General features: G+C 74.2%; 17 protein-coding genes. 3 read left to right on the forward strand and 14 right to left on the reverse strand.

From position 1 onward, the window contains the following. Window positions 1-4: 4 nt before the first annotated feature. The 3 genes from AB0B63_RS13815 to AB0B63_RS13825 all read right to left on the reverse strand — a co-directional run bounded on the left by AB0B63_RS13815 (window position 5) and on the right by AB0B63_RS13825 (window position 2,362). A complete protein-coding gene (locus tag AB0B63_RS13815; RefSeq protein ID WP_208570589.1) occupies window positions 5-457 on the reverse strand; it encodes a MaoC family dehydratase in 453 nt (150 codons plus the stop codon). Then, window positions 454-1,356, reverse strand: a complete 903-nt coding sequence (locus AB0B63_RS13820) for an amidohydrolase family protein (RefSeq protein ID WP_357018081.1) — start codon at window positions 1,354-1,356, stop codon at window positions 454-456. Before AB0B63_RS13820 ends, AB0B63_RS13815 begins: the two co-directional genes overlap by 4 nt. Window positions 1,357-1,435: 79 nt before the next feature. Next, window positions 1,436-2,362: an SDR family NAD(P)-dependent oxidoreductase gene (locus AB0B63_RS13825; protein WP_357018084.1), complete on the reverse strand. Its 927-nt coding sequence runs from the start codon at window positions 2,360-2,362 to the stop codon at window positions 1,436-1,438. A gap of 82 nt (window positions 2,363-2,444) precedes the next feature. On the opposite strand from AB0B63_RS13825, the gene AB0B63_RS13830 reads away from it, so the two are divergent. Then, complete coding sequence (locus AB0B63_RS13830; protein ID WP_208570586.1) at window positions 2,445-2,912, forward strand: MarR family transcriptional regulator; 468 nt, start codon at window positions 2,445-2,447, stop codon at window positions 2,910-2,912. Window positions 2,913-2,930: 18 nt separating this feature from the next. On the opposite strand, the gene AB0B63_RS13835 is transcribed toward AB0B63_RS13830, so the two are convergent. From AB0B63_RS13835 to AB0B63_RS13850, 4 genes are read right to left on the reverse strand one after another with little or no spacing between them, the layout of a single operon-like run. Then, window positions 2,931-3,683 carry an IclR family transcriptional regulator gene (locus tag AB0B63_RS13835; protein WP_208570585.1) on the reverse strand — a complete coding sequence of 251 codons (753 nt, stop codon included), beginning with the start codon at window positions 3,681-3,683 and terminating at the stop codon, window positions 2,931-2,933. Between the two features lie 30 nt (window positions 3,684-3,713). Then, entirely contained in the window at window positions 3,714-4,742 is a 1,029-nt protein-coding gene (locus AB0B63_RS13840; RefSeq protein ID WP_357018088.1) for a PDR/VanB family oxidoreductase, read from the reverse strand. After that, window positions 4,739-4,945: a hypothetical protein gene (locus tag AB0B63_RS13845; protein ID WP_208570584.1), complete on the reverse strand. Its 207-nt coding sequence runs from the start codon at window positions 4,943-4,945 to the stop codon at window positions 4,739-4,741. Before AB0B63_RS13845 ends, AB0B63_RS13840 begins: the two co-directional genes overlap by 4 nt. After that, on the reverse strand, window positions 4,942-5,985 hold the full coding sequence (locus tag AB0B63_RS13850; protein ID WP_357018092.1) for an aromatic ring-hydroxylating dioxygenase subunit alpha: 1,044 nt from the start codon (window positions 5,983-5,985) through the stop codon (window positions 4,942-4,944). Before AB0B63_RS13850 ends, AB0B63_RS13845 begins: the two co-directional genes overlap by 4 nt. 253 nt (window positions 5,986-6,238) lie before the next feature. Between AB0B63_RS13850 and AB0B63_RS13855 the strand changes: the two genes are divergently transcribed. Then, window positions 6,239-7,033 (forward strand): class I SAM-dependent methyltransferase, encoded by a 795-nt coding sequence (locus AB0B63_RS13855; RefSeq protein ID WP_357018095.1) that lies wholly within the window; start codon window positions 6,239-6,241, stop codon window positions 7,031-7,033. Window positions 7,034-7,105: 72 nt separating this feature from the next. Here the strand turns inward: AB0B63_RS13855 and AB0B63_RS13860 are convergent, their stop codons facing one another. From AB0B63_RS13860 to AB0B63_RS13890, 7 genes are all read right to left on the reverse strand, one after another. Beyond that, window positions 7,106-9,931, reverse strand: a complete 2,826-nt coding sequence (locus AB0B63_RS13860) for a M48 family metalloprotease (protein ID WP_357018098.1) — start codon at window positions 9,929-9,931, stop codon at window positions 7,106-7,108. After that, complete coding sequence (locus AB0B63_RS13865) at window positions 9,915-10,481, reverse strand: hypothetical protein (protein ID WP_208570580.1); 567 nt, start codon at window positions 10,479-10,481, stop codon at window positions 9,915-9,917. Before AB0B63_RS13865 ends, AB0B63_RS13860 begins: the two co-directional genes overlap by 17 nt. Before the next feature lie 115 nt (window positions 10,482-10,596). Then, window positions 10,597-11,571 carry a nitroreductase gene (locus AB0B63_RS13870; RefSeq protein ID WP_357018101.1) on the reverse strand — a complete coding sequence of 325 codons (975 nt, stop codon included), beginning with the start codon at window positions 11,569-11,571 and terminating at the stop codon, window positions 10,597-10,599. Next, a complete protein-coding gene (locus tag AB0B63_RS13875) occupies window positions 11,572-12,660 on the reverse strand; it encodes a GNAT family N-acetyltransferase (protein WP_357018104.1) in 1,089 nt (362 codons plus the stop codon). Then, window positions 12,657-13,097, reverse strand: coding sequence for a DUF4188 domain-containing protein (locus tag AB0B63_RS13880; RefSeq protein ID WP_204926595.1), 441 nt, complete (start codon window positions 13,095-13,097; stop codon window positions 12,657-12,659). The genes AB0B63_RS13875 and AB0B63_RS13880 overlap by 4 nt, the downstream gene beginning before the upstream one ends. 2 nt (window positions 13,098-13,099) lie before the next feature. Continuing rightward, a complete protein-coding gene (locus AB0B63_RS13885; protein WP_357018107.1) occupies window positions 13,100-14,680 on the reverse strand; it encodes a phenylacetate--CoA ligase family protein in 1,581 nt (526 codons plus the stop codon). A gap of 166 nt (window positions 14,681-14,846) precedes the next feature. Beyond that, on the reverse strand, window positions 14,847-16,262 hold the full coding sequence (locus AB0B63_RS13890; protein ID WP_357018185.1) for an FAD-dependent monooxygenase: 1,416 nt from the start codon (window positions 16,260-16,262) through the stop codon (window positions 14,847-14,849). A 606-nt stretch (window positions 16,263-16,868) separates the two neighbouring features. Between AB0B63_RS13890 and AB0B63_RS13895 the strand changes: the two genes are divergently transcribed. Continuing rightward, entirely contained in the window at window positions 16,869-18,374 is a 1,506-nt protein-coding gene (locus AB0B63_RS13895; protein ID WP_357018188.1) for an endo-1,4-beta-xylanase, read from the forward strand. Window positions 18,375-18,731 lie beyond the last annotated feature (357 nt).

Below are 18,731 nucleotides of genomic sequence, written 5' to 3' on the forward strand. Positions count from 1 at the left end.
GGGCTCAGCCGTGGAAGCGGTACAACCCCCGGGCGACCACCGCCGGCTTGACACCGCCCTCGATCTCGATGCTCTGGTCGACGGTGAGCTGGTAGCCACCCCGGACCTCGACCACCTCGACGACGGTGGCCCGCATCCGCACCCGCGCCCCGACCACGACCGGCGCGGGGAAGCGCACCCGGTCGAGGCCGTAGTTCACCTTGGTGGTCACCCCCTTGACCTCCAGCAGCTCGGTCCAGAACGGCACCGCCAGGGACAGGGTCAGGAAGCCGTGCGCGACCGGTGCGCCGAACGGGCCGGCCTTGGCCCGTTCCGGGTCGACGTGGATCCACTGGTGGTCGTCGGTGGCGTCGGCGAACAGGTTCACCTGGTCCTGGGTGACCGTGCGGTAGCCGGTGTACCCCAGGTCGGTGCCGGCGAGGTCGGCGAGCTGGTCGTAGGTGATGGTCGTGGTCATGGCGCTTCCTCTCGTCGTTCCCGGGCGAGGCCCAGCAGCCGGGCCGCGTTGTCCTTGAGGATGCCCGGGAGCACGTCCGGCTTGAGGTCGGTGGCCGCCACGTCACGCAACCACCGCTCGGGGGTGAGCAGCGGGTAGTCGGTGCCGAAGAGCACCCGGCGCCTGAGCACCGAGTTGGCGTGGCGTACCAGCTCCGCCGGGAAGTACTTCGGGCTCCAGCCGGACAGGTCGATCCAGGTGTTGGGCTTGTGGGTGGCCACCGACAGCGCCTCGTCCTGCCAGGGCACCGACGGGTGGGCCATCACGATCTGCAGGTCGGGGAAGTCGGCGGCGACCGGGTCGAGCAGCATCGGGTTGGACAGGCCGAGCCGCAGCCCGTAGCCGCCCGGCAGGCCCGCGCCGATGCCGGTCTGCCCGGTGTGGAAGATCGCCGGGAGGCCGGCCCGCTCGATCAGGGCCCACAGCGGCGCGTACGCGTCGTCGCCGGGGTCGAAGCCCTGCACCGTGGGGTGGAACTTGAAGCCGCGTACCCCCTCCTGCTCGATCAGCCGGGCGGCGAGGTCGAGGGCCGCCCCGCCGGTGCGCGGGTCGACCGAACCGAAGGGGATCAGCACGTCGGCGTGCTCGGCGGCGGCGCGGGCGATGTCGACGCTGGACAGCGGCGGATGCCGCAGTTGGGTGCCCGCGTCCACGGTGAACACGACGGCGGCCATGCCGCGCTCGCGGTAGTAGCGCGCCACCGCGTCGACCGCCGGCCGGGGCCCGTCCGTGCGGAAGTACTTCGACACGGCCGCCACCAGCGGTACGGGCAACGAGGCGTGACCGTGGTCGTCGACCTCGATGTGCACGTGCATGTCGATCGCGGTGACGGCGTCGAGGTCGATCGCGGGCTGGTACATGGGCGGCAGCCTCCGTCGGGCGGGTCCGGTCCGGCGGGGCGGGCGGACGGTCTCGTCGGTCAGGTGACGGTGGGCCGGGTCAGGGATTGGCCGGCTGGAACTGGGCGGGCAGCTCGGGGAAGCGTTCGCCGACGCTCTGCGCGGCCCCGTCGAACGTGGTCGGCCAGGCCTCCACCAGCGCGTCGTAGGTCCAGCCGCCCTCCCGGTAGGCGGTCACCGCCGCCTCCGGATGGGTCCAGATCTGGAGGCGGTCACCACCCACCCCGATCACCTGCCCGGTCACCTGGGCGGCCGCGTCGGACGCGAGGAACGCGACCAGACCGGCCACGTCGGCGGCCGTGCCGAAACCGAGGTCGTGCCGGAAGAACGCGGGCATCGGCTCACCGGCCGCCTCGGCCCGCACCGCAGCGGCGAAGTAGGGGACGGTGGCGGTCATCGCGGTGGCGGCGACCGGGACGACGGTGTTGGCGGTGATGCCGGCCCGCTTCAGCTCCAGCGCCCAGGTGCGGACCATGCCGACGATGCCCGCCTTGGCCGCCGCGTAGTTGGTCTGACCGAAGGTGCCGCGTTGACCGGTGGGTGACCCGATGCAGATGATCCGTCCGCCCGCGTCGGCCTGCCGCATGTGCCGCACCGCCTCGCGCACCGTGGTGAACGTGCCGCGCAGGTGCACGGTGACGACAGTGTCGAAGTCGTCGTCGGTCATCTTCCACAACACGGTGTCGCGCAGCACGCCGGCGTTGGTGACGAGGATGTCCAGTCGGCCGAAGTGCGCGACCGCCGTGCTGACGAGTTCCTGCGCGGTCTCGGTCGGGCCGACGGGCGCGGTCACCGCGACGGCCCGCCCGCCGGACGCCTCGATCGCCGCCACCGCGTCGGCCGTGGTGCCCGCGTCGACGTCGTTGACCACGACGGAGGCCCCCCGCCGCGCCAGCTCCTGGGCGTAGGCCAGACCGAGGCCACGCCCGGACCCGGTGACGATGGCGACTTTGCCGTCCAGTGACATGGGCACTCCCTTTCGTCGATGCGATCTGAGCACGAACCGTTGAGAATGTCAATTATTTGGGAACCTTGCTACCATCGTCGCCATGTCCCCCGCCGAACGGACCCGGCCGACCGGACGCGACCGGCTGCGGGACAGCACGCTCGCCGGTGACCTGAGCTTCCTGCTGGCCCGCGCCAACGCGCGCGCGCTCGCGGCGGCCAACACCGCCCTCGCCGCACACGGACTGAAGGCCCGCTCCTACTCGGTGCTCGCCCTGGCCGCCGACGACGTCCGCCCGACCCAGCGGGAACTCGCCGAATTCCTGCACCTCGACCCCAGCCAGGTCGTCGCCCTGATCGACGGGCTGGAGCAGCGCCAACTGGTCGAGCGGCACGCCGACCCCGCCGACCGCCGGGCCAACGTCCTCACCGCCACCGACGCCGGACGGGCCCTGTTCGCCCGCGCCCAGGACGCCGTCCGCGCCGTGGGGCTCGACTCGCTGGCCAGCATGACGCCCCGCGACCACGAACGGCTGGCCCACCTGCTGCGACTGCTCGCCTTCCCCGACTGACGCCGGCCCGGCCGGTGCTCACCCGTGCGCGCCGCCCAACGCCCGGGACAGCACCCGGCCCGCGGCCTGCACCAGCGGGGCCAGCGCCACCGGGTCGGCCCGGTCGTGGGCGACCACCAACGACAGCGCCGCCACCACCCCCTCCGGGGCGCGGATCGGCGCGGCCACCGACAGGGCGTCCATGGTGACCTGCCGGTCGCTGACCGCGTACCCGACCCGGCGCACCTCGGCCAGACAGCGGCGCAGCCGCCCCGGATCGGTGACGGTCAGCTCGGTGTACCGCTCCAACGGCGCGGCCAGCACCCGCTCCTGCACCCCGACCGGCGCGTAGGCGAGCAGGACCAGGCCGACGCCGGTGGCGTGCAGGGCGAAGCGGCCACCCACCCGGGTGAGCACCGGCACCGCGTGCCGGCCGGCGATCCGCTCGATGAAGACGAGTTCGTCGTCCTGCCGGACGGCGAGCTGCACGTTCTCGTGGGTCACCTCGTAGAGGTCCTCCATCACCGGCAGGGCCACCTCCCGCAACCCCAGCCCCCGGGGCGCCAGCGAACCCACCTCCCACAACCGCAGGCCGATCCGGTACCGCCCGTCGACGCCGCGTTCCAACGCCCCCCAGGCGAGCAGCTCGGCCGCCCGGCGGTGCACGGTGGACAGTGGCAACCCGGTGCGCCGGGCCAGCTCGCTCAGCGTCAGCGCCGGGCTCGCCGGGGTGAACGCGTCCAGCAGCGCCAGCACCCTGCTGGTCACCGACCGTCCCGGTTGGCCGCGCATCCCACCATCCTCCCCGCCCGCGCCGGCCGGTCACAGCTCCAGGACGAGCCGGGGCGTACGAGCCCGGGAGACACAGATCATCATGGTGTCCCCGGCGGCCCGCTCCTGCGCGGTGAGCAGGCTGTCGCGGTGCTCCGGCACCCCGGCGAGCACCGGGGTCTCACAGGTGCCGCAGGTGCCCTCCCGACAGGACGACAGGACCGGCACCCCGGCCTCCTCCACCGCCCGCAGGATCGGCACCCCCGGGGGCACGCGCACCGTGCGCCCGGAGAGGGCGAGTTCGACCTCGATCGCCGTCTCCGGCCCGTCGGCGTCGCCCCGGGGGGTGAACCGCTCGACGTGCAGTCGGCCGGGCGGCCAGTCGGCGCAGTGTTCCTCCACCGCCCGGACCAGGGATTCCGGGCCGCAGCAGTAGACGAGGCCGTCGCCCGGCCGGCCCAGCAGCCCGGTCAGGTCGAGCAGCCCGGTCTCGTCCTGCGGACAGAGGCACACCCGGTCGCCGTATCGCTCCCGCAGGGCCGTGGCGAAGGCCATGGTGGCGCGGCTGCGTCCGCCGTACGCCAGTCGCCAGTCGGCGCCGGCGGCGTCGGCCGCGTCGACCATCGGGCGGATCGGGGTGATCCCGATGCCACCGGCCACGAAAAGGTAGCGCCGCGCCGCGACCAGCGGGAAGGTGTTGCGGGGCCCGTGCACCCGGACGGTGCCGCCGACGGTGAGCCGGGCGTGCGCCAGCCGGGAGCCACCGCGCCCGTCCGGCTCCCGCTGCACGGCGATCCGCAGGACGGACCGGTCGGCCGGATCACCGCAGAGGGAGTACTGCCGCACCAGTTCCGGGCCCAGCGCCAGGTCGACGTGCGCGCCCGGGGTCCACCGGGGCAGGTCACCACCGTCCGGGCGGGCCAGCCCGATCTCGACGACCTCCGCTGCCACCCGCTCCCGGGCCACCACCGTCAGTTCCACCCCGACCAGCCCGTCCCCGACCGGCCCGTCCCTCGTCGGCCCGTCCCCGACCGGCCCGTCCTTCGTCAGCCCGTCCCTCGTCGGTCTGTCCCCGGTCATGCCGGCACCGCCAGCCGGGCGGGCGGGCCGGACGCCGGCACGGTCGCCGTCGCGTGGCCCCGCGGGTGGCCGAGCAGCCACTCCCACAAGGCCACCGGCTCGTCGGCGAGGCGCTCGGCGCCACAGTGGCAGGTCCCGCGCAGCACGTCGGTGCCCGGCACCCAGTGGACCCGGTAGACCCGCTGCCCGGCGGGTGCGGTCACCGGGGCGCTCCCACCGTCCCGGAGCCGACCAGCCGGGCCAGCAGCCGTCGGGCGGCCAGCCCACCGGTGTCGATGTTGATGCTCAGCTCCTGGTACCGCTCCGGTTCGGCTGCGATCACCCGCTCCAGCGTGTTCAGCGCCGCCACGTCCTGCATCACCACGGTGTGGTTGCTCTGGTGCAGGTACGCGCTGACCGACTCGTCGTCGACCGCGAAGTCGCGCGCCACCGCCCAGAAGTCGTACGTGGTGTGCGCGGTCGACGGGGTGATGGCGTAGACGATCTCGGCGTGGAAGGCGTCGCTGTCCTCCCCCTGCGCGGGCGGGTAGACGCCCTGCGGGGCGATCCGGCTGTGCAGCAGGTAGAGGCACGGCGGGTGGTACTCGATGTCCTGCCAGCGGGTGATCCGGCCCTGGATGCCGGTCGAGCGGGCGTAGAACGGCGGGCACTCGGCGTCGTCCATGTGCCGGCTGACGTGCACCACACCCCGTTCCTCGTCGACCTCGGTGGTGATCGGGGTGTCCGCCACCTCGGGGGTGCCGATGTAACCGCCGTGCAGGTAGGTCTCGTGGGACAGGTCCATCAGGTTGTCCACCAGCAGGCCGTACCGCGCGTCCAGCGGGGCCATGCCCCGGACCACCGCGTACCGGGGGTCGGCCAGCCAGGGCGCGCGGGGGATGGTGGCCGGGTCGGCCCGCTCCCGGTCCCCGATCCATACCCAGACGAAGGAGTCCTGTTCCACCACCGGGTAGGCCGCGACCCGCGCGGTACGCGGAATCCGCTGCTGACCGGGTACGAAGACGCAACTGCCGGTGGGGTCGTAGGTGAAGCCGTGGTAGCCGCAGACGATCATGTCGCCGTCGAGGCGGCTCTGCGACAACGGGAAGCGCCGGTGCACACACCGGTCGGCGAGCGCCACGGCCTCCCCGGCAGCGGTGCGGTACAGCACCAGCGGTTCACCGAGCATCGTACGGGCGAGCAGGTCCCGGCCGACCTCCCCGCCGTGGGCAGCCACGTACCACTGGTCCCGGGCGAACTCCATCCGAACGACCTCCCGCCGGGCGAACATCGATGGAGTCGAATCATTCCGTCCCGGGGTCCAGCGTGGAGCCGGTCTTGCACTCAGTGGAATGCGGAGTGTCGGGGACCCGCCGGAGGCGGTGCCGGCCGGGCACGCCGACTCCCCGGCCCACGGCGGTGGACCGGGGCAGTGGGCCAGGGGCGGTGGGCTGGGGCGATGGGCCAGGGGCGGTGGGCCGGGGGCGTAACGGCTCGCCGTCCGGCAGGATGGTGGGGTGAGCACGAAGGGCTACGCGTTCGACAATGCGAGTGACCAGGCCGGCGCCCACCACGACGCGCTGGCGGACCTGCTGGACGGGCCGACCCGGGCCGCGCTCGGGCAGTGGGGTGACCTGACCGGCCGGCGGTGCCTGGAGGTGGCCGCCGGTGCCGGCAGCGTCGCGCTGTGGCTGGCCGAACGGGCGGCCGAGGTGGTCGCCACGGACATCGCCCCGCAGCACGTCCCGCCGCACCCCCGGCTCGTCGTCCACCGCCAGGACATCGTCACCGACCAGCCGCCGGGCACCTTCGACCTGGTGCACGCCCGGCTGCTCCTCGGTCACCTGCCCCGGCGCGAGGAGGCCCTGCGGCGGATGGTGGCCGCCCTGGCACCCGGCGGTGTACTGCTCATCGGTGAGTTCGCGCTCCCGCCCGGCGACTTCGTCTCGTCCGCGCCGGACGACGCGACCGCCGACCTGCTGACCCGCTACCTGGCGGCCCACACGGCGGCTCTCGTCGGCAGCGGCCTCGACCTCGCCTGGGCACAGCGGGCCCCGGCGGCCTTCGCAGCGGCCGGCCTGGTCGAGGTCGACTCCCGGACCACCACGGGCCGGTGGCGCGGCGGCGGTCCGGGTTGCCGGCTGCTGCGGGCCGGCATCCCGCAACTGCGCGGCAGCCTGCTGGCCCACGGGTTGACCGACGCCGACCTCACGGCGACGATCGGGGCGTTCGCCGACCCCCGGGTGGTCGTCGAGGGCTTCCACTTCGTCCAGATCAGCGGTCGTGTTCCCCGGCTGCCCCGCCCGGCCTGACGACGGCGTCCCGGCCCGGGGTAGGCGGGGTGGTCCCACACGCCGACCCGCCCCCGACGGCTGATCCGCCGCTCAGGTCGGGCTGCGGACGAAGGTCTGTTCGGTGTGCGAGCCGGCGTCGTCGGCCGTTGTGATCACCAACTGGTCGGCGGTGCAGCGGTACGAGCCGCCGAAGTCCTCCGCCGGGCCGGTCAGGGGCAGCTCACGGTCGTCGACCCGGAGCACCCGGTCGCTGGCGGCGACCTGGTCACGCTGGGCGTACCGGCCGTTCCCGGCCGACCAGCGGTAGGTGACCGTGCCCCGCTGCACACTGCGCACGGTGTGCCCGTTGAGCGTGCCCTCGGCGACGAACAGGTCGTACAGGTCGGTCGCGGTGCCGTCCGCCCGGTAGGCGGTGGCGTGGCCGCCGGCCGGCCCGCTGGACAGGTCCAGGGCACCGTCGGTGCGCAGGCCGGTCAGCACGCCCAGTGGCGAGTCGGGGGCCACCGGCTCGTGGAACCGACCCGCCACGAGCCGCCAGACCCCGACCAGGCAGGGGTCCCGGCCACGGTCACCGGCCGGCGTAGGGCGGTGCGGGGTGACCGCGACCGCCCCGGCGGCCACCAGCAGCACGGGCACCACCACCGCCGGCCACCACCGACGCCGGCCGAGCACCGCGAGCGCGGCCGGCACGGCCGTCCCCACGGCGGCGGCGAGCACCGCCGCCACCGGCGCGACGAGCAGGGCGTGGGTGAGGGCGCGGACGACCACCGTCGGATCGACGGCAGGGGCACACCCGGGGGCACCGGCCACACAGGACACCAGCACGTCGGCGACCACCACCGCGGGCGTCATCAGCGCCCCCGCGGTGAGGGCGGCGAGCAGCGCGTGCGACAGCGACAGGCGTCGGGTGGCGACCGCCGCCACGGCCACGCCCACCTCGACGAACGTGACCGGCAACAGGGTGTGGCTGGTCACCAGGGTCGCCGCGGTCGACGTCGCCAGGCCGGGGTCACGCACCGCGGCTCCGACGCCGAGGGGCACCAGGGGCAGCACCAGCGCCCCGACCACCCCGACGGCCACCCCCGTCCGCAGCGCCCGCCGGGTCGCACCCCGGCCGGCCAGGACCGGGAACAACGCCGCGAGCAACGGCAGCGCGATCAGGTACGGCGCCGAGGCGGCGGTGATCCGCACGTAGAAGCCGATCATGTCGAGCAGGGTCAGCGGGGTCGCGGCCCCGGTGCCCTCGCGGGCGGCGACCAGGTGCAGCATGCTCCACCCGTCGTCGGTGGACCAGGCGTCGAGCACCAGCAACGTCGCCACGTACCCGGCGGTGAGCACCGACGTGGCCACGGCCGCGCCGGCCCACGCCCACCGGATCCGGGTGACCGCCGCCGCGAGGTGCCGCAGGTGGGCCCGGGCGCCGTCGGCCACCCACCGGCCGAGCAGCGCGCCACCGGCGATCCACAGCCCGGCCAGCAGCACCTCGATCCACCAGGCCCGCAGGTCGGTCGCGTACGCGACCCGCCAGGCCAGGCGGCGGCCGACGAGCAGGCCGCAGGCCAGTGCCGCGCCGAACGCCGCGCCGGATGCCGCCGGTCGGCCGGTGTGCCGTGCCCACCAGGCCGCCCGCCACAACGCCCCGGTGGCCACCAGGGCCAGCGGCACGCCGAGCAGGATGCCGGTGACGAAGGCGCTGTCGGTAACCGGGTCCGCGCCCGGCAACACCCGGGGCAGGCTGGTCGCCAGGTCCCGCACCGACGGGGCGGCGATCCCGGCGGCCAGGCCCGCGCCGAGCGCCTCGACCGGGCGGGCGGCGAACCGCCGGCCGGGACGGTCCAGCGCGTCGGCGCGGGCCCGGGCCAGGGGGTGGAACCGGAACAGCCCACCGAGGCGGGCCCACCGCCCCACCTGCCGGTGGTCGGCGGCGAGCAGCGCCCGGACGGCGTCGGCGTCGGCGGCGGGGAGCCGGGCGTCGGCGGTGAACTCCCGGGCCCGCAGCACCGACCACGCCGACACCTGCACGACCAGTGCGAACGCGGCCAGCCGCCAGGAGTCGGCGAGCAGCTGCCGGCCGGCGTCGGCACGCAGGTAGGTGACGGTGACGGGCACGAGCACCCCGAGCGGGAACGCCCAGGCCTGGGCGATGGTCAGCCGGGTGAGGTGGATGTCGCTGTTGCGGACGTGGGCCAGCTCGTGCAGCACGACCGCGCGGAACGCCCGGGGGGCCACCCGGTGGGCGTGCACCAGGCCGAGGTCCAACCGGACGTACCGCAGGGGCCCGGCGCCGAAGGTGTTGCCGCTGATCCGCGCGGACCGGGACACCACGAATGTCGGCGACCGGCGTAGCCCCGCCACCCCGACCAGCTCGGCCAGGTCGGCCCGCAGCGCCTGGGTGCCGGGGACCCGGTCGAGGCGGCGCAGGCCCCGCAGTCGGCACTCGCACCAGGGCGCGACGAGGTAGGCCAGCATGGTCACCGCCAGCAGCACCGCGAGCCCGGCGAGCAGCTGCCCGGCCACGTCCGGTCCGAGGCCGGCGGTGCAGCGCCGGATGGCAGCCAGGCCCGTCTCGTCGACCGTGCCGGCCCGGGCGTCGATCGGGAACGGTCGGGTCCGCAGCACGTCCGCCAGGCACTCGGCGCGGACCCGGGTCGCGTCGCCGTCGACGAGGACCGTCGACCATCCGAACATGCTCGTGCCCACGACGGCGGTGACCGCGGCGACGAACCGGCCGAGGGTCGCCGAGGGCAGTGGCGGTGTCGCCGAGGGCGGCGGCGGTGTCGCCGAGGGCGGCGGCGGTGTCGCCGAGGGCGGCGGCGGTGTCGCCGAGGGCGGCGGCGGTGTCGTCGAGGGCGGCGGCGGTGTCGTCGCGTCGGCCGGGCCGGCGGGGCCGCGCCCGCCCTCAGCGACCGTCGACATCACCCTCGGCAGTGTCGGGCCCGGCGACACCGAAGCGCTGGGCGAACGCGTCGCGTACGGCGTCACGCAACACCGCGACCTGGTCCTCGGTGAGCGTCCAACGGGGATCGCGGGCGGCGGCGGTGACCGCCTCCTCGATCCGCAGCAGCTGACCCGGCCGCAGCCGCACCTCGGGTGGCGGTGGGTCGACGGCCCGCCGGCCCCGGGTGCGCCACCGCCGGCCGAGCCCGCGCAGGCCACCACGGACCGCCTCGGTGGCCTGGTCGCGCACGCCGTCGCGCAGCGCCTCCACCGCCACCCCGGTGAGCACCAGCAGGTACGGCAGGAGCGGTTCGACCACCGCCTCGAAACCGCCGCCGCCCGCCTCGCCACCACCCACCCGGGTCAGCGCGCCCGGATCGCGTCGCCAGTGGCCGGGGCGGCGGTGGTAGTCGGGGGCGAGCAGGCCCAGCAGCGGTTCCTCGTCGGGGGCGACCGCCCGGACGGCCAGCCGGACCAGGTCGTCGAAGGTCGCGTCCCGGCCGGCCGACATCGACGTGCCATGGGTCATCGGGCCTGCCTCGGATGGGGTCGACGGGTCTGCGCGGCCACCGTACGCCGGTCGACGCCCACGCGCGGTCGGCAACCGGACAGTCCCCGGGACGCCGGTCGGGGCGGGCCGACGGTCAGGCCCGCGCGGCGGCGACCCGGCGGGCGGAGCGGGGTGCGGGCCGGATGGGCCGGCCCACCCGGGCGACGTGCAGCAGACGCGGCGGCGCGACGTCGAGCAGCGCACCGAGCGCCGTCCGGGTGGTGGGGACGTCGATGAGCTGGCTCAGCGGGTGTGCCGCCAGCCCCGCCGTGTGCAGGGTCAGCCAGGTGCGCATCAGCACCCGGCCGAACTCGACCTGGCCGGGCTCGTCGAGGTGGTCCGGGGCGACCAGGACGAGCACGGTGCCGCCCTGGGCGAGCGGGTCGCCCGCGGCGGCGGCGAGCAGCCTCGGCAGGCCCAGCGGGCGCAGCACCGGGTACCCGGCCAGCGCCGCGCGCAGCCCGGTGGCGGCGGGCCGCGACAGGGCGAGGCAGCGGTCGGTGAGCCCGTCGGCGTGGTAGCCCGGGTGGGTGGGGTCCAGCCGCAGCCAGCGGCGCAGTTCGCCGACGACCGCCGGGTCCGCGTAGAGCCGACGGTCGGCGGCGCGCAGCAGGGCACCGAGCCGCCCGGCCTGCGGCACGGTCCGTACGCTGCCGCCGGCCGGCCGGGCGACCGCGTCCACCGCCGCGAGGGTGTCCCCGTCCACCCCGGCGGCGAGGTGACCCCGGTCGGTCCGGCGTTCCCACACGTCGGTGGTGCGGAACGGGGTCGGGTAGCGGTCCGGGGCGGGGCGCAGCAACCCCACCCACCTGTGGTGTTCGTCGTGGTCGGCGAGATAGTCCAGCCGCAGGCCGGCATCGGCCGCGACGATCAGGCACGTCTCGACGAACGCGCCGAGGGACAGCCGCAGGTCACGGCCGGTGGGGTCGCCGGCGGGCAGGGTGTGGGCGGGGTCCCAGCCGATCCGGATCGCGTCGGGTTCGTAGCGCAGCCGCCACGGTTGGGTGTTGTGCGCGCTCGGGGCCCGCCAGCACCACCGTTCGAGCCGCCGGAACGCGTCGTGGTCCACCTACCGCTCCTTGGCGTAGAAGGTGTAGCCGTGCAGCGGGCGACCGCCGAGGCGGCGGTACTGGGCGGCCGAGGCGGTGTTGTCCCGCTCGACGTAGGTGCTGCGCAGCGTGGTGTAGCCGCCGGTGTACAGGTTGCGGTGCAGGTGGGTGGAGAGCAGCCGTTGGTAGCCGCGCCCCTGGTGCTGCGGAAGGACCCCCTTGACGATCAGCACCGCCTCCCGACGGTAGCGGCGGCGGGCGGCCAGCAACCGGGCCTGGTTGACCAGGTGCAGGTCGCCTCGGACGGCGATCAGGAACTCGCTGATGTCGGGTACGCAGAGCACGAACGCCACCGGCTCGCCGTCGCGGGTCAGGTAGAGCAGCAGCGACTCGTCCAGCAGGTACGCCAGCCCGTCGGTCTGCCGCCGTAGCTGCGCGGCGGAGATCGGCGTGTAGTAGCCGAGCTGGGCGAAGGAGGCGTTGAGCATCCCGCGCAGCAGGTCGAGCTGGTCGTCGAGGTGGCGGACGTCGCCCCGGTGCAGCGCGATGCGGGCGCCGTCCGGGTCGACGTGCACCGGCGGGAGGGGCTCCGGTGGGGCGGGCACGGGGCAGATCCAGGTGTCGGCCTCGAACCGGCGGCGGAACCCGTACGCCTCGTAGGCGGTCGGGTACCACGGCGGGTTCCAGGCGCTGTCGACGAAGCCGCGCTCGGCGTGCCCGGAGGTGATCACCCCGCCGGCCTGGTTGGGCAGCAGCGCCACCGGGCCGAACAGCAGGTCCCGGTCGGTGTCGGCGTGCGCGGTGATCGCGTCGAACAGTGGTTTCCCGGCCCGCTCGGTGAACTCGGTGAGCCCGAACAGCTGGCACCGTCGGCCGAGCTTGGCGTCGAAGTCCGCGTCGGTGTGCAGGGTGGTGCGGCCGACGACCGTGCCGGCGGCGTCGCGCAGCAGGTACAGCGGCACGCCGTCGCGCCACCAGCGGCGGATCTGCTGGCGGGGGGTGGGCACGTGGCGGGGTTCGCCGGCGTAGAGCCGGTCGCCGAAGGCGAGGAACTGCCGCAGGCCGCGCCGGTCGGTGACCCGGGTGAACCGGTGCCGGGCGGGGCTCATCGGCGGACCGCCGGCCCGGTCGTCTCCGCGCCCAGCGGGGTGAAGGTGTCGATGTGCCCCATCTGCGGGCCCTCGGCCCGCCAGGTGCCGTTGGAGTAGCCGTCGGGGCTGGCGGTGTAGAGCCGGATGAAGCCGGCGGTGGCGTTGCGGGTGCCGTCGGTCAGCCAGACCATCAGCCGGCGGTGGTGCCGGGTGCGGGCGAAGCGCAGCATCGCGTCGCGGTCGGTGAAGAACGCGATGGTGCCGAGGGTCAGCGGGAACTGCCAGTAGACGGTGTGCCAGCAGTAGCCGTTCATCCGGCGCATGTCGCGCAGCATCCGGAACCAGGAGGGGGCGAGCCGCAGCAGCACCAGCGGGTTGGTGTAGCGGGTGCCGCCGATGAACATGGCGCCGGCGCGGGCCTGCGCGGGGGCACGGGAGAAGTCACGGGTACGCATGGTCACCTCACCAGGTAGCTGTTCTTGATCTTCTGTTGGCCGGCGAACGGGCCGGTGCCGGGTTCGTGCAGCTCGACCCGCAGGTCCCCGGCGGTGGCGTCCTCCACCAGGGACTGGGCGAAGTCGCGGGAGACCGAGGTCAGGTGCCGGCGTACGCCGAGGCGGCACGCGTCGACGAGCGCGTCGCGTTGCGGGGCGGCCAGCGGTCGGCGCAGTTCGAGGTGGATGACCGGCCGGGTCTCCAGCGTCGCGTCCTCGACCAGGGCGAGGCAGAACCGGCTGATCTCGGCGGCGTACGGGTTGCCGACGTAGAGGCCGTACTCGACGTCCTGCGGGTAGAGGTTCGCGCCGAGGTAGGAGATGGTGGAGTCGGTGCGCCCGAAGAGCAGCAGCAGCGGCAGCGTCATCCGCTCGGCGGAGACCGCGGTGCGCAGTTCGGCCCGGCGTACCGGGTCGGCGCAGACCAGCTCGACGACCCGCCGGTACGACACGAGCAGCGCCTCGTCCCCGACGTTGTACCGCAGCCGGGGTTGGAGCACGTCGCCGCCGGTGACGGTGCAGACCAGTTCCCGTCGCTCGTTGGTCTCCAGGTAGGTGGCGAACGGGTTGTACTGGAACACCATCGGCAGCCGTTGCTCGTCGGTGCCGAGCAGCGCCGTCCGCAGCCCCCGGTCGGTCTGCAACCGCCTGCGCAGCCACACGGTGAACCGGGTCTCCGCGCCGATGCCGATGCTCAGGTCCGACGCCCCGTACGCGGACCGGACGAGGGTGAAGCGTTGCTCCAGGTAGTCGCGCAGCGCCTCGGTCATCCCCTCGCCGCCGCAGCTGGCGGAGACCCGGTAGCACGACCAGGGGAAGCCCTCGGCGTCGAGCCGGTCCCGCAGGTGCTTGAGGAACGGCGGGTAGGCGGTCACCAGGTAGTCGAAGTCGGGGCCGAACTCCCGCAAGGTGTCGATGATCTTGCCGAGGTCGGGGCCGGTGTTCTTCACCACCGCGATCCGGGCCATCGCCGCGCCGGTGGTCGTCCCGGTCGCCCAGGCTCCCATCGAGTAGGCGTTGATGACGAAGGGTCGGCGCATCGGGAAGACCAGTCCGGTGTAGCCGGCGATGTCGCGGTGCACGGCGCGCAGTTCCCGGTCGCTGCGGGGCCAGTTGAACGGCTGCCCGGCCGAGCCGGCCGACTCGTCGACCACCACCCCCCGGGTGGGCAGCCGCCCGTGCCGGCAGCGCGCGGCGGCGTCGTGGGCGACGACGTAGCTGGCCTTGTCGGTTTCCGGGAAGTCGACGAGCCGGCGGCGCACGCCCGCCGGTCGGGCTTGCAGGAAGGCTCGGTAGGCGGGGACCTGCCGGGCGGCCCGCGCGCACACCGCCCGGGCGTGCGCGGCGGCCAGCCCGTCCAGTGCCGGGTGGTGCCGGCGCGCGACCCAGCGCCAGCCGGCGGGGTGTCGGGCGGCGAGCCGGGCCAGCGCGGCCACCGCGCGGCCGAGGGCCCCCAGGCCGACCTGCCGGCCGTGCGCCACCACGGCCGGCAACGGCGATTCGACGGTACGCAGGACGACGGGTCGGTGCGGTAGCTCGGCCATGCCGACCACTCTGTCCGGGTCGCCGCGTCGGGTCTTGAGGCCGGATGCGGTGGGTACCTGAGTATTCCTACTCGGTCGACCGCCCCGACCGTCCGGGCGTACCCCCGGTGGGTTCCCGGCATGACACCCGCCGACCGGGCGGTGCGGTCCCGGTCGGCGGTCGTGCTCAGGTGGCGGGTCGGCCGAACCAACGGGTCAGGTGACCGTCCAGGTCCTGTTGGTCGTCGCCGGCCCATGCGACGTGACCGTCCGGGCGCAGCAGGACGCCCGGGGCGGCCAGGTCCACCGTGGGGTCGGTGAGGTGGTCGACCCGGTCGGTCCAGCCGGCGACGCCGAGCCGGCCGGTGCGGTCCAGCAGGAGGCCCCGGCCGTGGCGCAGCCGGTCGTAGAGGCGACCCTGACGCAGGTCGAGGTCACGCAGCCGCCGGCCGAGCAGGTCGGGTCCCGGGCCGAGGTCGTAGCGGACGCCGATCGCGGTGATCTTCTCGGTCAGGTGGCGGTTCACCGCGTCGAAGGCCACCAGTTCGGTGAGCAGCCGACGTACGGCCCGCGCGCCCGGTCCGTCGGAGAGCAGTTCCGTCTGGGCGCGGGTGTTGTCCAGCACGTCCACGGCGACCGGACGGCGTTCGTCCTGGTAGGTGTCCAGCAGGGTGGCCGGTGCCCAGCCCCGGACCTGGGCGGCCAGTTTCCAGCCGAGGTTGACCGCGTCCTGTACCCCGAGGTTGAGGCCCTGCCCACCGATGGGCGGATGGATGTGCGCCGCGTCGCCGGCCAGCAGCACCCGTCCCACCCGGTACGCGTCGGCCAGCCGGGTGGCGTCGCCGAAGCGGGACAGCCAGCGTGGCGAGTGCACCCCGAAGTCGGTGCCGGCGACGGCGCGCAACTGCTGCCGGACCTCGTCGATGGTGGGCGGTACGGCACGGTCGGTGACCCCGGCGGCGGGGACGACGACGCGGCAGGACCTGCCGCCGAAGGGGGTCAGGCTGAAGCGTCTGTCGACCTCCCCGAGCCCGGCCAGTGTGGCCGCGATCTCCTCGGGCGACCTGCCGACCGCCATCTCCCCCATCAGGGTCTCGTTCCGCGTCGGCTCGCCGGGGAAGGCGACGCCGAGCAGCTTGCGCACGGTGCTGCGCCCGCCGTCGCAGCCGACGAGGTAGCGGGCCCGCAACCGGTGCCCGGCGGCCAGCGTGGCGGTCACCCCGTCGTCGTCCTGGTCGAGGCCCACCACCGGCGTGCCGTGGCGGACCTGCGCCCCCAGGTCGGTCGCGTGCTCTTCGAGCAGCCGCACGACGACCGGCTGCGGGATGCCCAGCAGGTAGGGGTGGGCGGTGTCCAGTCCGGGGGGCGGGGGCGCGGCGATGGCGGCGAAGAAGCCGGCGGCGGGTCGTCGCCGGCCGTGTTCGTGCAGACGGTCGAGCAGGCCGCGCATCGCCATCAGTTCGATGCTGCGGACGTGCAGGCCGACGATCCGCACCATCGAGGTGGGCTCGGTCTCCCGTTCCAGGACGAGGACCCGCACGTCGTGCAGGCGTAGTTCGGCGGCGAGCATCGCCCCGGTCGGGCCGCAGCCGACGATGATCACGTCGGTGTCGTGGGGTGGCCGGCCGGCAGGGGCCGGGAAACCTGGTGCGGGCCCGACCGCTGCGGTGGGCGGGGTGGTGGCGAGCGGCGACTGGTGCACGGGAAGCGCCTTCCGCGAGAGCCTGGTGGGTGGGGCGCTCCCGGGCGACGGTTACGTCGGTCGCCCGACCGCGACGGGCAGGGGGAGCACCCACGTGGGTACGGCGTTCATGGGTCTCACCTCCTCGGGCTGCGTCACGGGCAGCGGCAACCTATCCACCGGCCAGCGGCCTGTCCAGCGCCTTTTTCGGCCGTCCGGCCCCGAATTTCGAATGTTTCGGCGTCCGTCCGCCGGACGGCGGACGCAACCGGGTGTCTTCCGGCCAACCACTCCGCGTCCCGGCGCGTCCACCTGCGCGAATCCGACTTGCGCCAGGTCAGCCCACCCGGCGAGGTTTCCGGAACATTTCCGAAAGTTGTTGACAGTATGGTAGACCGCTATCGATACTGACCCTTCGATGGGCATACACATGCATCAATTATTGACGTCATGTAACGAGGAGGGTCCGTGGGCAGCAGCCTGAGGCGACGCAGGATAGTGAGCAGAACGGCCTTGCCGGCGGCGGTGATGTTGCTGGTCGGCGGCGCGGTGGCGGTCCAGTCCGGCACCCCGGCCGTCGCCGCCGAGACCACGCTGCGGGCCGCGGCGGCCAAGGCCGGGCTGTTCTTCGGCACCGCGTCCTCACCGAACCGGCTATACCCGATCCTCAGTCAGGAATTCGGCCAGCTGACCCCCGAGAACGACATGAAGCCCGACCGGATCGCCACGTCGAGCGGTGGGCTGCAGAACACCAGCGGCGCGGACCAACTGGTCAACCACGCGCAGAGCAACGGCATGGTGGTCCGGGGGCACACGCTGGTGTGGCACTCGCAGGCCGGCGCGCTGCAGGGGGCCAGCCAGAGCACGCTGAACACCTTCATCGGCAACGCCATCAACCGCTGGGGCAGCAAGATCGCCTACTGGGACGTGGTCAACGAGTCGCTGGAGGACAACAACACCGGTCGCCGCCGCAACCAGTGGCCGCACACCATGAACCGGGACGCCAACGGTGACGGCGACTTCTTCGACGCCGGCGACACCGACGTCATCCGGGACTCGTTCATCCGGGCCAAGCAGGTCGTGCAGGCCGGTGGCTACTCCACCAAGCTCTGCATCAACGACTACGACGTCGAGGGGCTGACCGTCAAGGGCGGTGGCCCGAACCGCAAGGCCAACGCGCTGTACGACATCGTCCGCACCTACCGGCAGTACATCGACTGCGTCGGGTTCCAGTCGCACTTCAACGACAACCCGAACAGCATCATCAGCAACGACCTGCAGGCCAACATCCAGCGCTTCGCCGACCTCGGCGTCGAGGTGCACCTGTCCGAGGTCGACATCGACGACGACCTGAGCAACAACGACATCGGCGCCGGCCAGGCGGACAACTACCGCAAGGTCGTCCGGGCCTGCCTGAACGTCGCGAAGTGCACCGGCATCACCGTCTGGGGCATCTCCGACAGCGAGTCGTGGCGTTCCTCCGAGCGGGGCCTGCTGTTCACCGGTGGCAACGGCAACTACCAGAAGAAGGCGGCGTACTACGCCGTCCTCGACGAACTGAACAAGGGCCGGACCAACACCCCGCCGACCACCACGCCGCCGCCGACCACGCCGCCGCCCACCACCCCGCCGCCGACGACCCCGCCGCCGACCACGCCGCCGCCCACCACCCCGCCGCCGACGACCCCGCCGCCGACCACGCCGCCGCCGACGACTCCCCCGCCGACCACGCCGCCGCCGACGAACGGCTGCACGGCCACGGTGTCGTTGAACTCCTGGACCGGCGGCTTCGTCGCCACCGTCCGGGTCACCGCCGGCAGCGCGCCGATCCAGGGCTGGAACGTCCAGCTCACCCTGCCGTCGGGCGCCGCGATCACCAACGTGTGGAGCGCCGAGCGCACCGGCACCAGCGGCAGCGTCCAGTTCAGCAACGTCAACTACAACGGCTCGGTCGCCGCCGGCCAGTACACGGAGTTCGGCTTCCAGGGCACCGGGTCCGCCACCGGCCTGACCCCGGTCTGCACCGCCTCCTGAACACCACCTGTCCTGGACGGGCGCGGGCCGCCCGTCCAGGACAGGTCAGGGACCACCACCGGCCCTGACGCGACGGTGGCAGCAGTCCTGACGGCGCGAGGACGATCCGGCGGATGACCGCCGCGTCCTCGCGCCGAGGCGTCTCCCCGACGACCAGCGGTACGCCGCGGGTCGGTGCGGCTCCCGGTGCTGGGTGAACGGCCGACAGTGGCTCCAAGGCACCGCCTGCCGCCGTCGACGCCGTGCCCGTGCAGCGCCCTGACGGACAGCCTGTTTGCCGTCACCGCTGAGGGGGTCCGCCGCGACGACCGACCTGAGCCGGGTCGAGCCTGGCCACGGGTGCCGGCCGAACCTGTC

It is taken from the genome of Micromonospora sp. NPDC049081 (assembly GCF_040648835.1).
GTDB lineage: Bacteria > Actinomycetota > Actinomycetes > Mycobacteriales > Micromonosporaceae > Micromonospora > Micromonospora antibiotica.

What these genes read in the sequence shown, in the direction of transcription:
- AB0B63_RS13815 (WP_208570589.1), bottom strand. Translation starts at nt 457, where the DNA reads ATGACCACGACCATCACCTACGACCAGCTCGCCGACCTCGCCGGCACC.
- AB0B63_RS13820 (WP_357018081.1), bottom strand. Translation starts at nt 1,356, where the DNA reads ATGTACCAGCCCGCGATCGACCTCGACGCCGTCACCGCGATCGACATG.
- AB0B63_RS13825 (WP_357018084.1), bottom strand. Translation starts at nt 2,362, where the DNA reads ATGTCACTGGACGGCAAAGTCGCCATCGTCACCGGGTCCGGGCGTGGC.
- AB0B63_RS13830 (WP_208570586.1), top strand. Translation starts at nt 2,445, where the DNA reads ATGTCCCCCGCCGAACGGACCCGGCCGACCGGACGCGACCGGCTGCGG.
- AB0B63_RS13835 (WP_208570585.1), bottom strand. Translation starts at nt 3,683, where the DNA reads ATGCGCGGCCAACCGGGACGGTCGGTGACCAGCAGGGTGCTGGCGCTG.
- AB0B63_RS13840 (WP_357018088.1), bottom strand. Translation starts at nt 4,742, where the DNA reads ATGACCGGGGACAGACCGACGAGGGACGGGCTGACGAAGGACGGGCCG.
- AB0B63_RS13850 (WP_357018092.1), bottom strand. Translation starts at nt 5,985, where the DNA reads ATGGAGTTCGCCCGGGACCAGTGGTACGTGGCTGCCCACGGCGGGGAG.
- AB0B63_RS13860 (WP_357018098.1), bottom strand. Translation starts at nt 9,931, where the DNA reads ATGTCGACGGTCGCTGAGGGCGGGCGCGGCCCCGCCGGCCCGGCCGAC.
- AB0B63_RS13865 (WP_208570580.1), bottom strand. Translation starts at nt 10,481, where the DNA reads ATGACCCATGGCACGTCGATGTCGGCCGGCCGGGACGCGACCTTCGAC.
- AB0B63_RS13875 (WP_357018104.1), bottom strand. Translation starts at nt 12,660, where the DNA reads ATGAGCCCCGCCCGGCACCGGTTCACCCGGGTCACCGACCGGCGCGGC.
- AB0B63_RS13880 (WP_204926595.1), bottom strand. Translation starts at nt 13,097, where the DNA reads ATGCGTACCCGTGACTTCTCCCGTGCCCCCGCGCAGGCCCGCGCCGGC.
- AB0B63_RS13885 (WP_357018107.1), bottom strand. Translation starts at nt 14,680, where the DNA reads ATGGCCGAGCTACCGCACCGACCCGTCGTCCTGCGTACCGTCGAATCG.
- AB0B63_RS13895 (WP_357018188.1), top strand. Translation starts at nt 16,869, where the DNA reads ATGTTGCTGGTCGGCGGCGCGGTGGCGGTCCAGTCCGGCACCCCGGCC.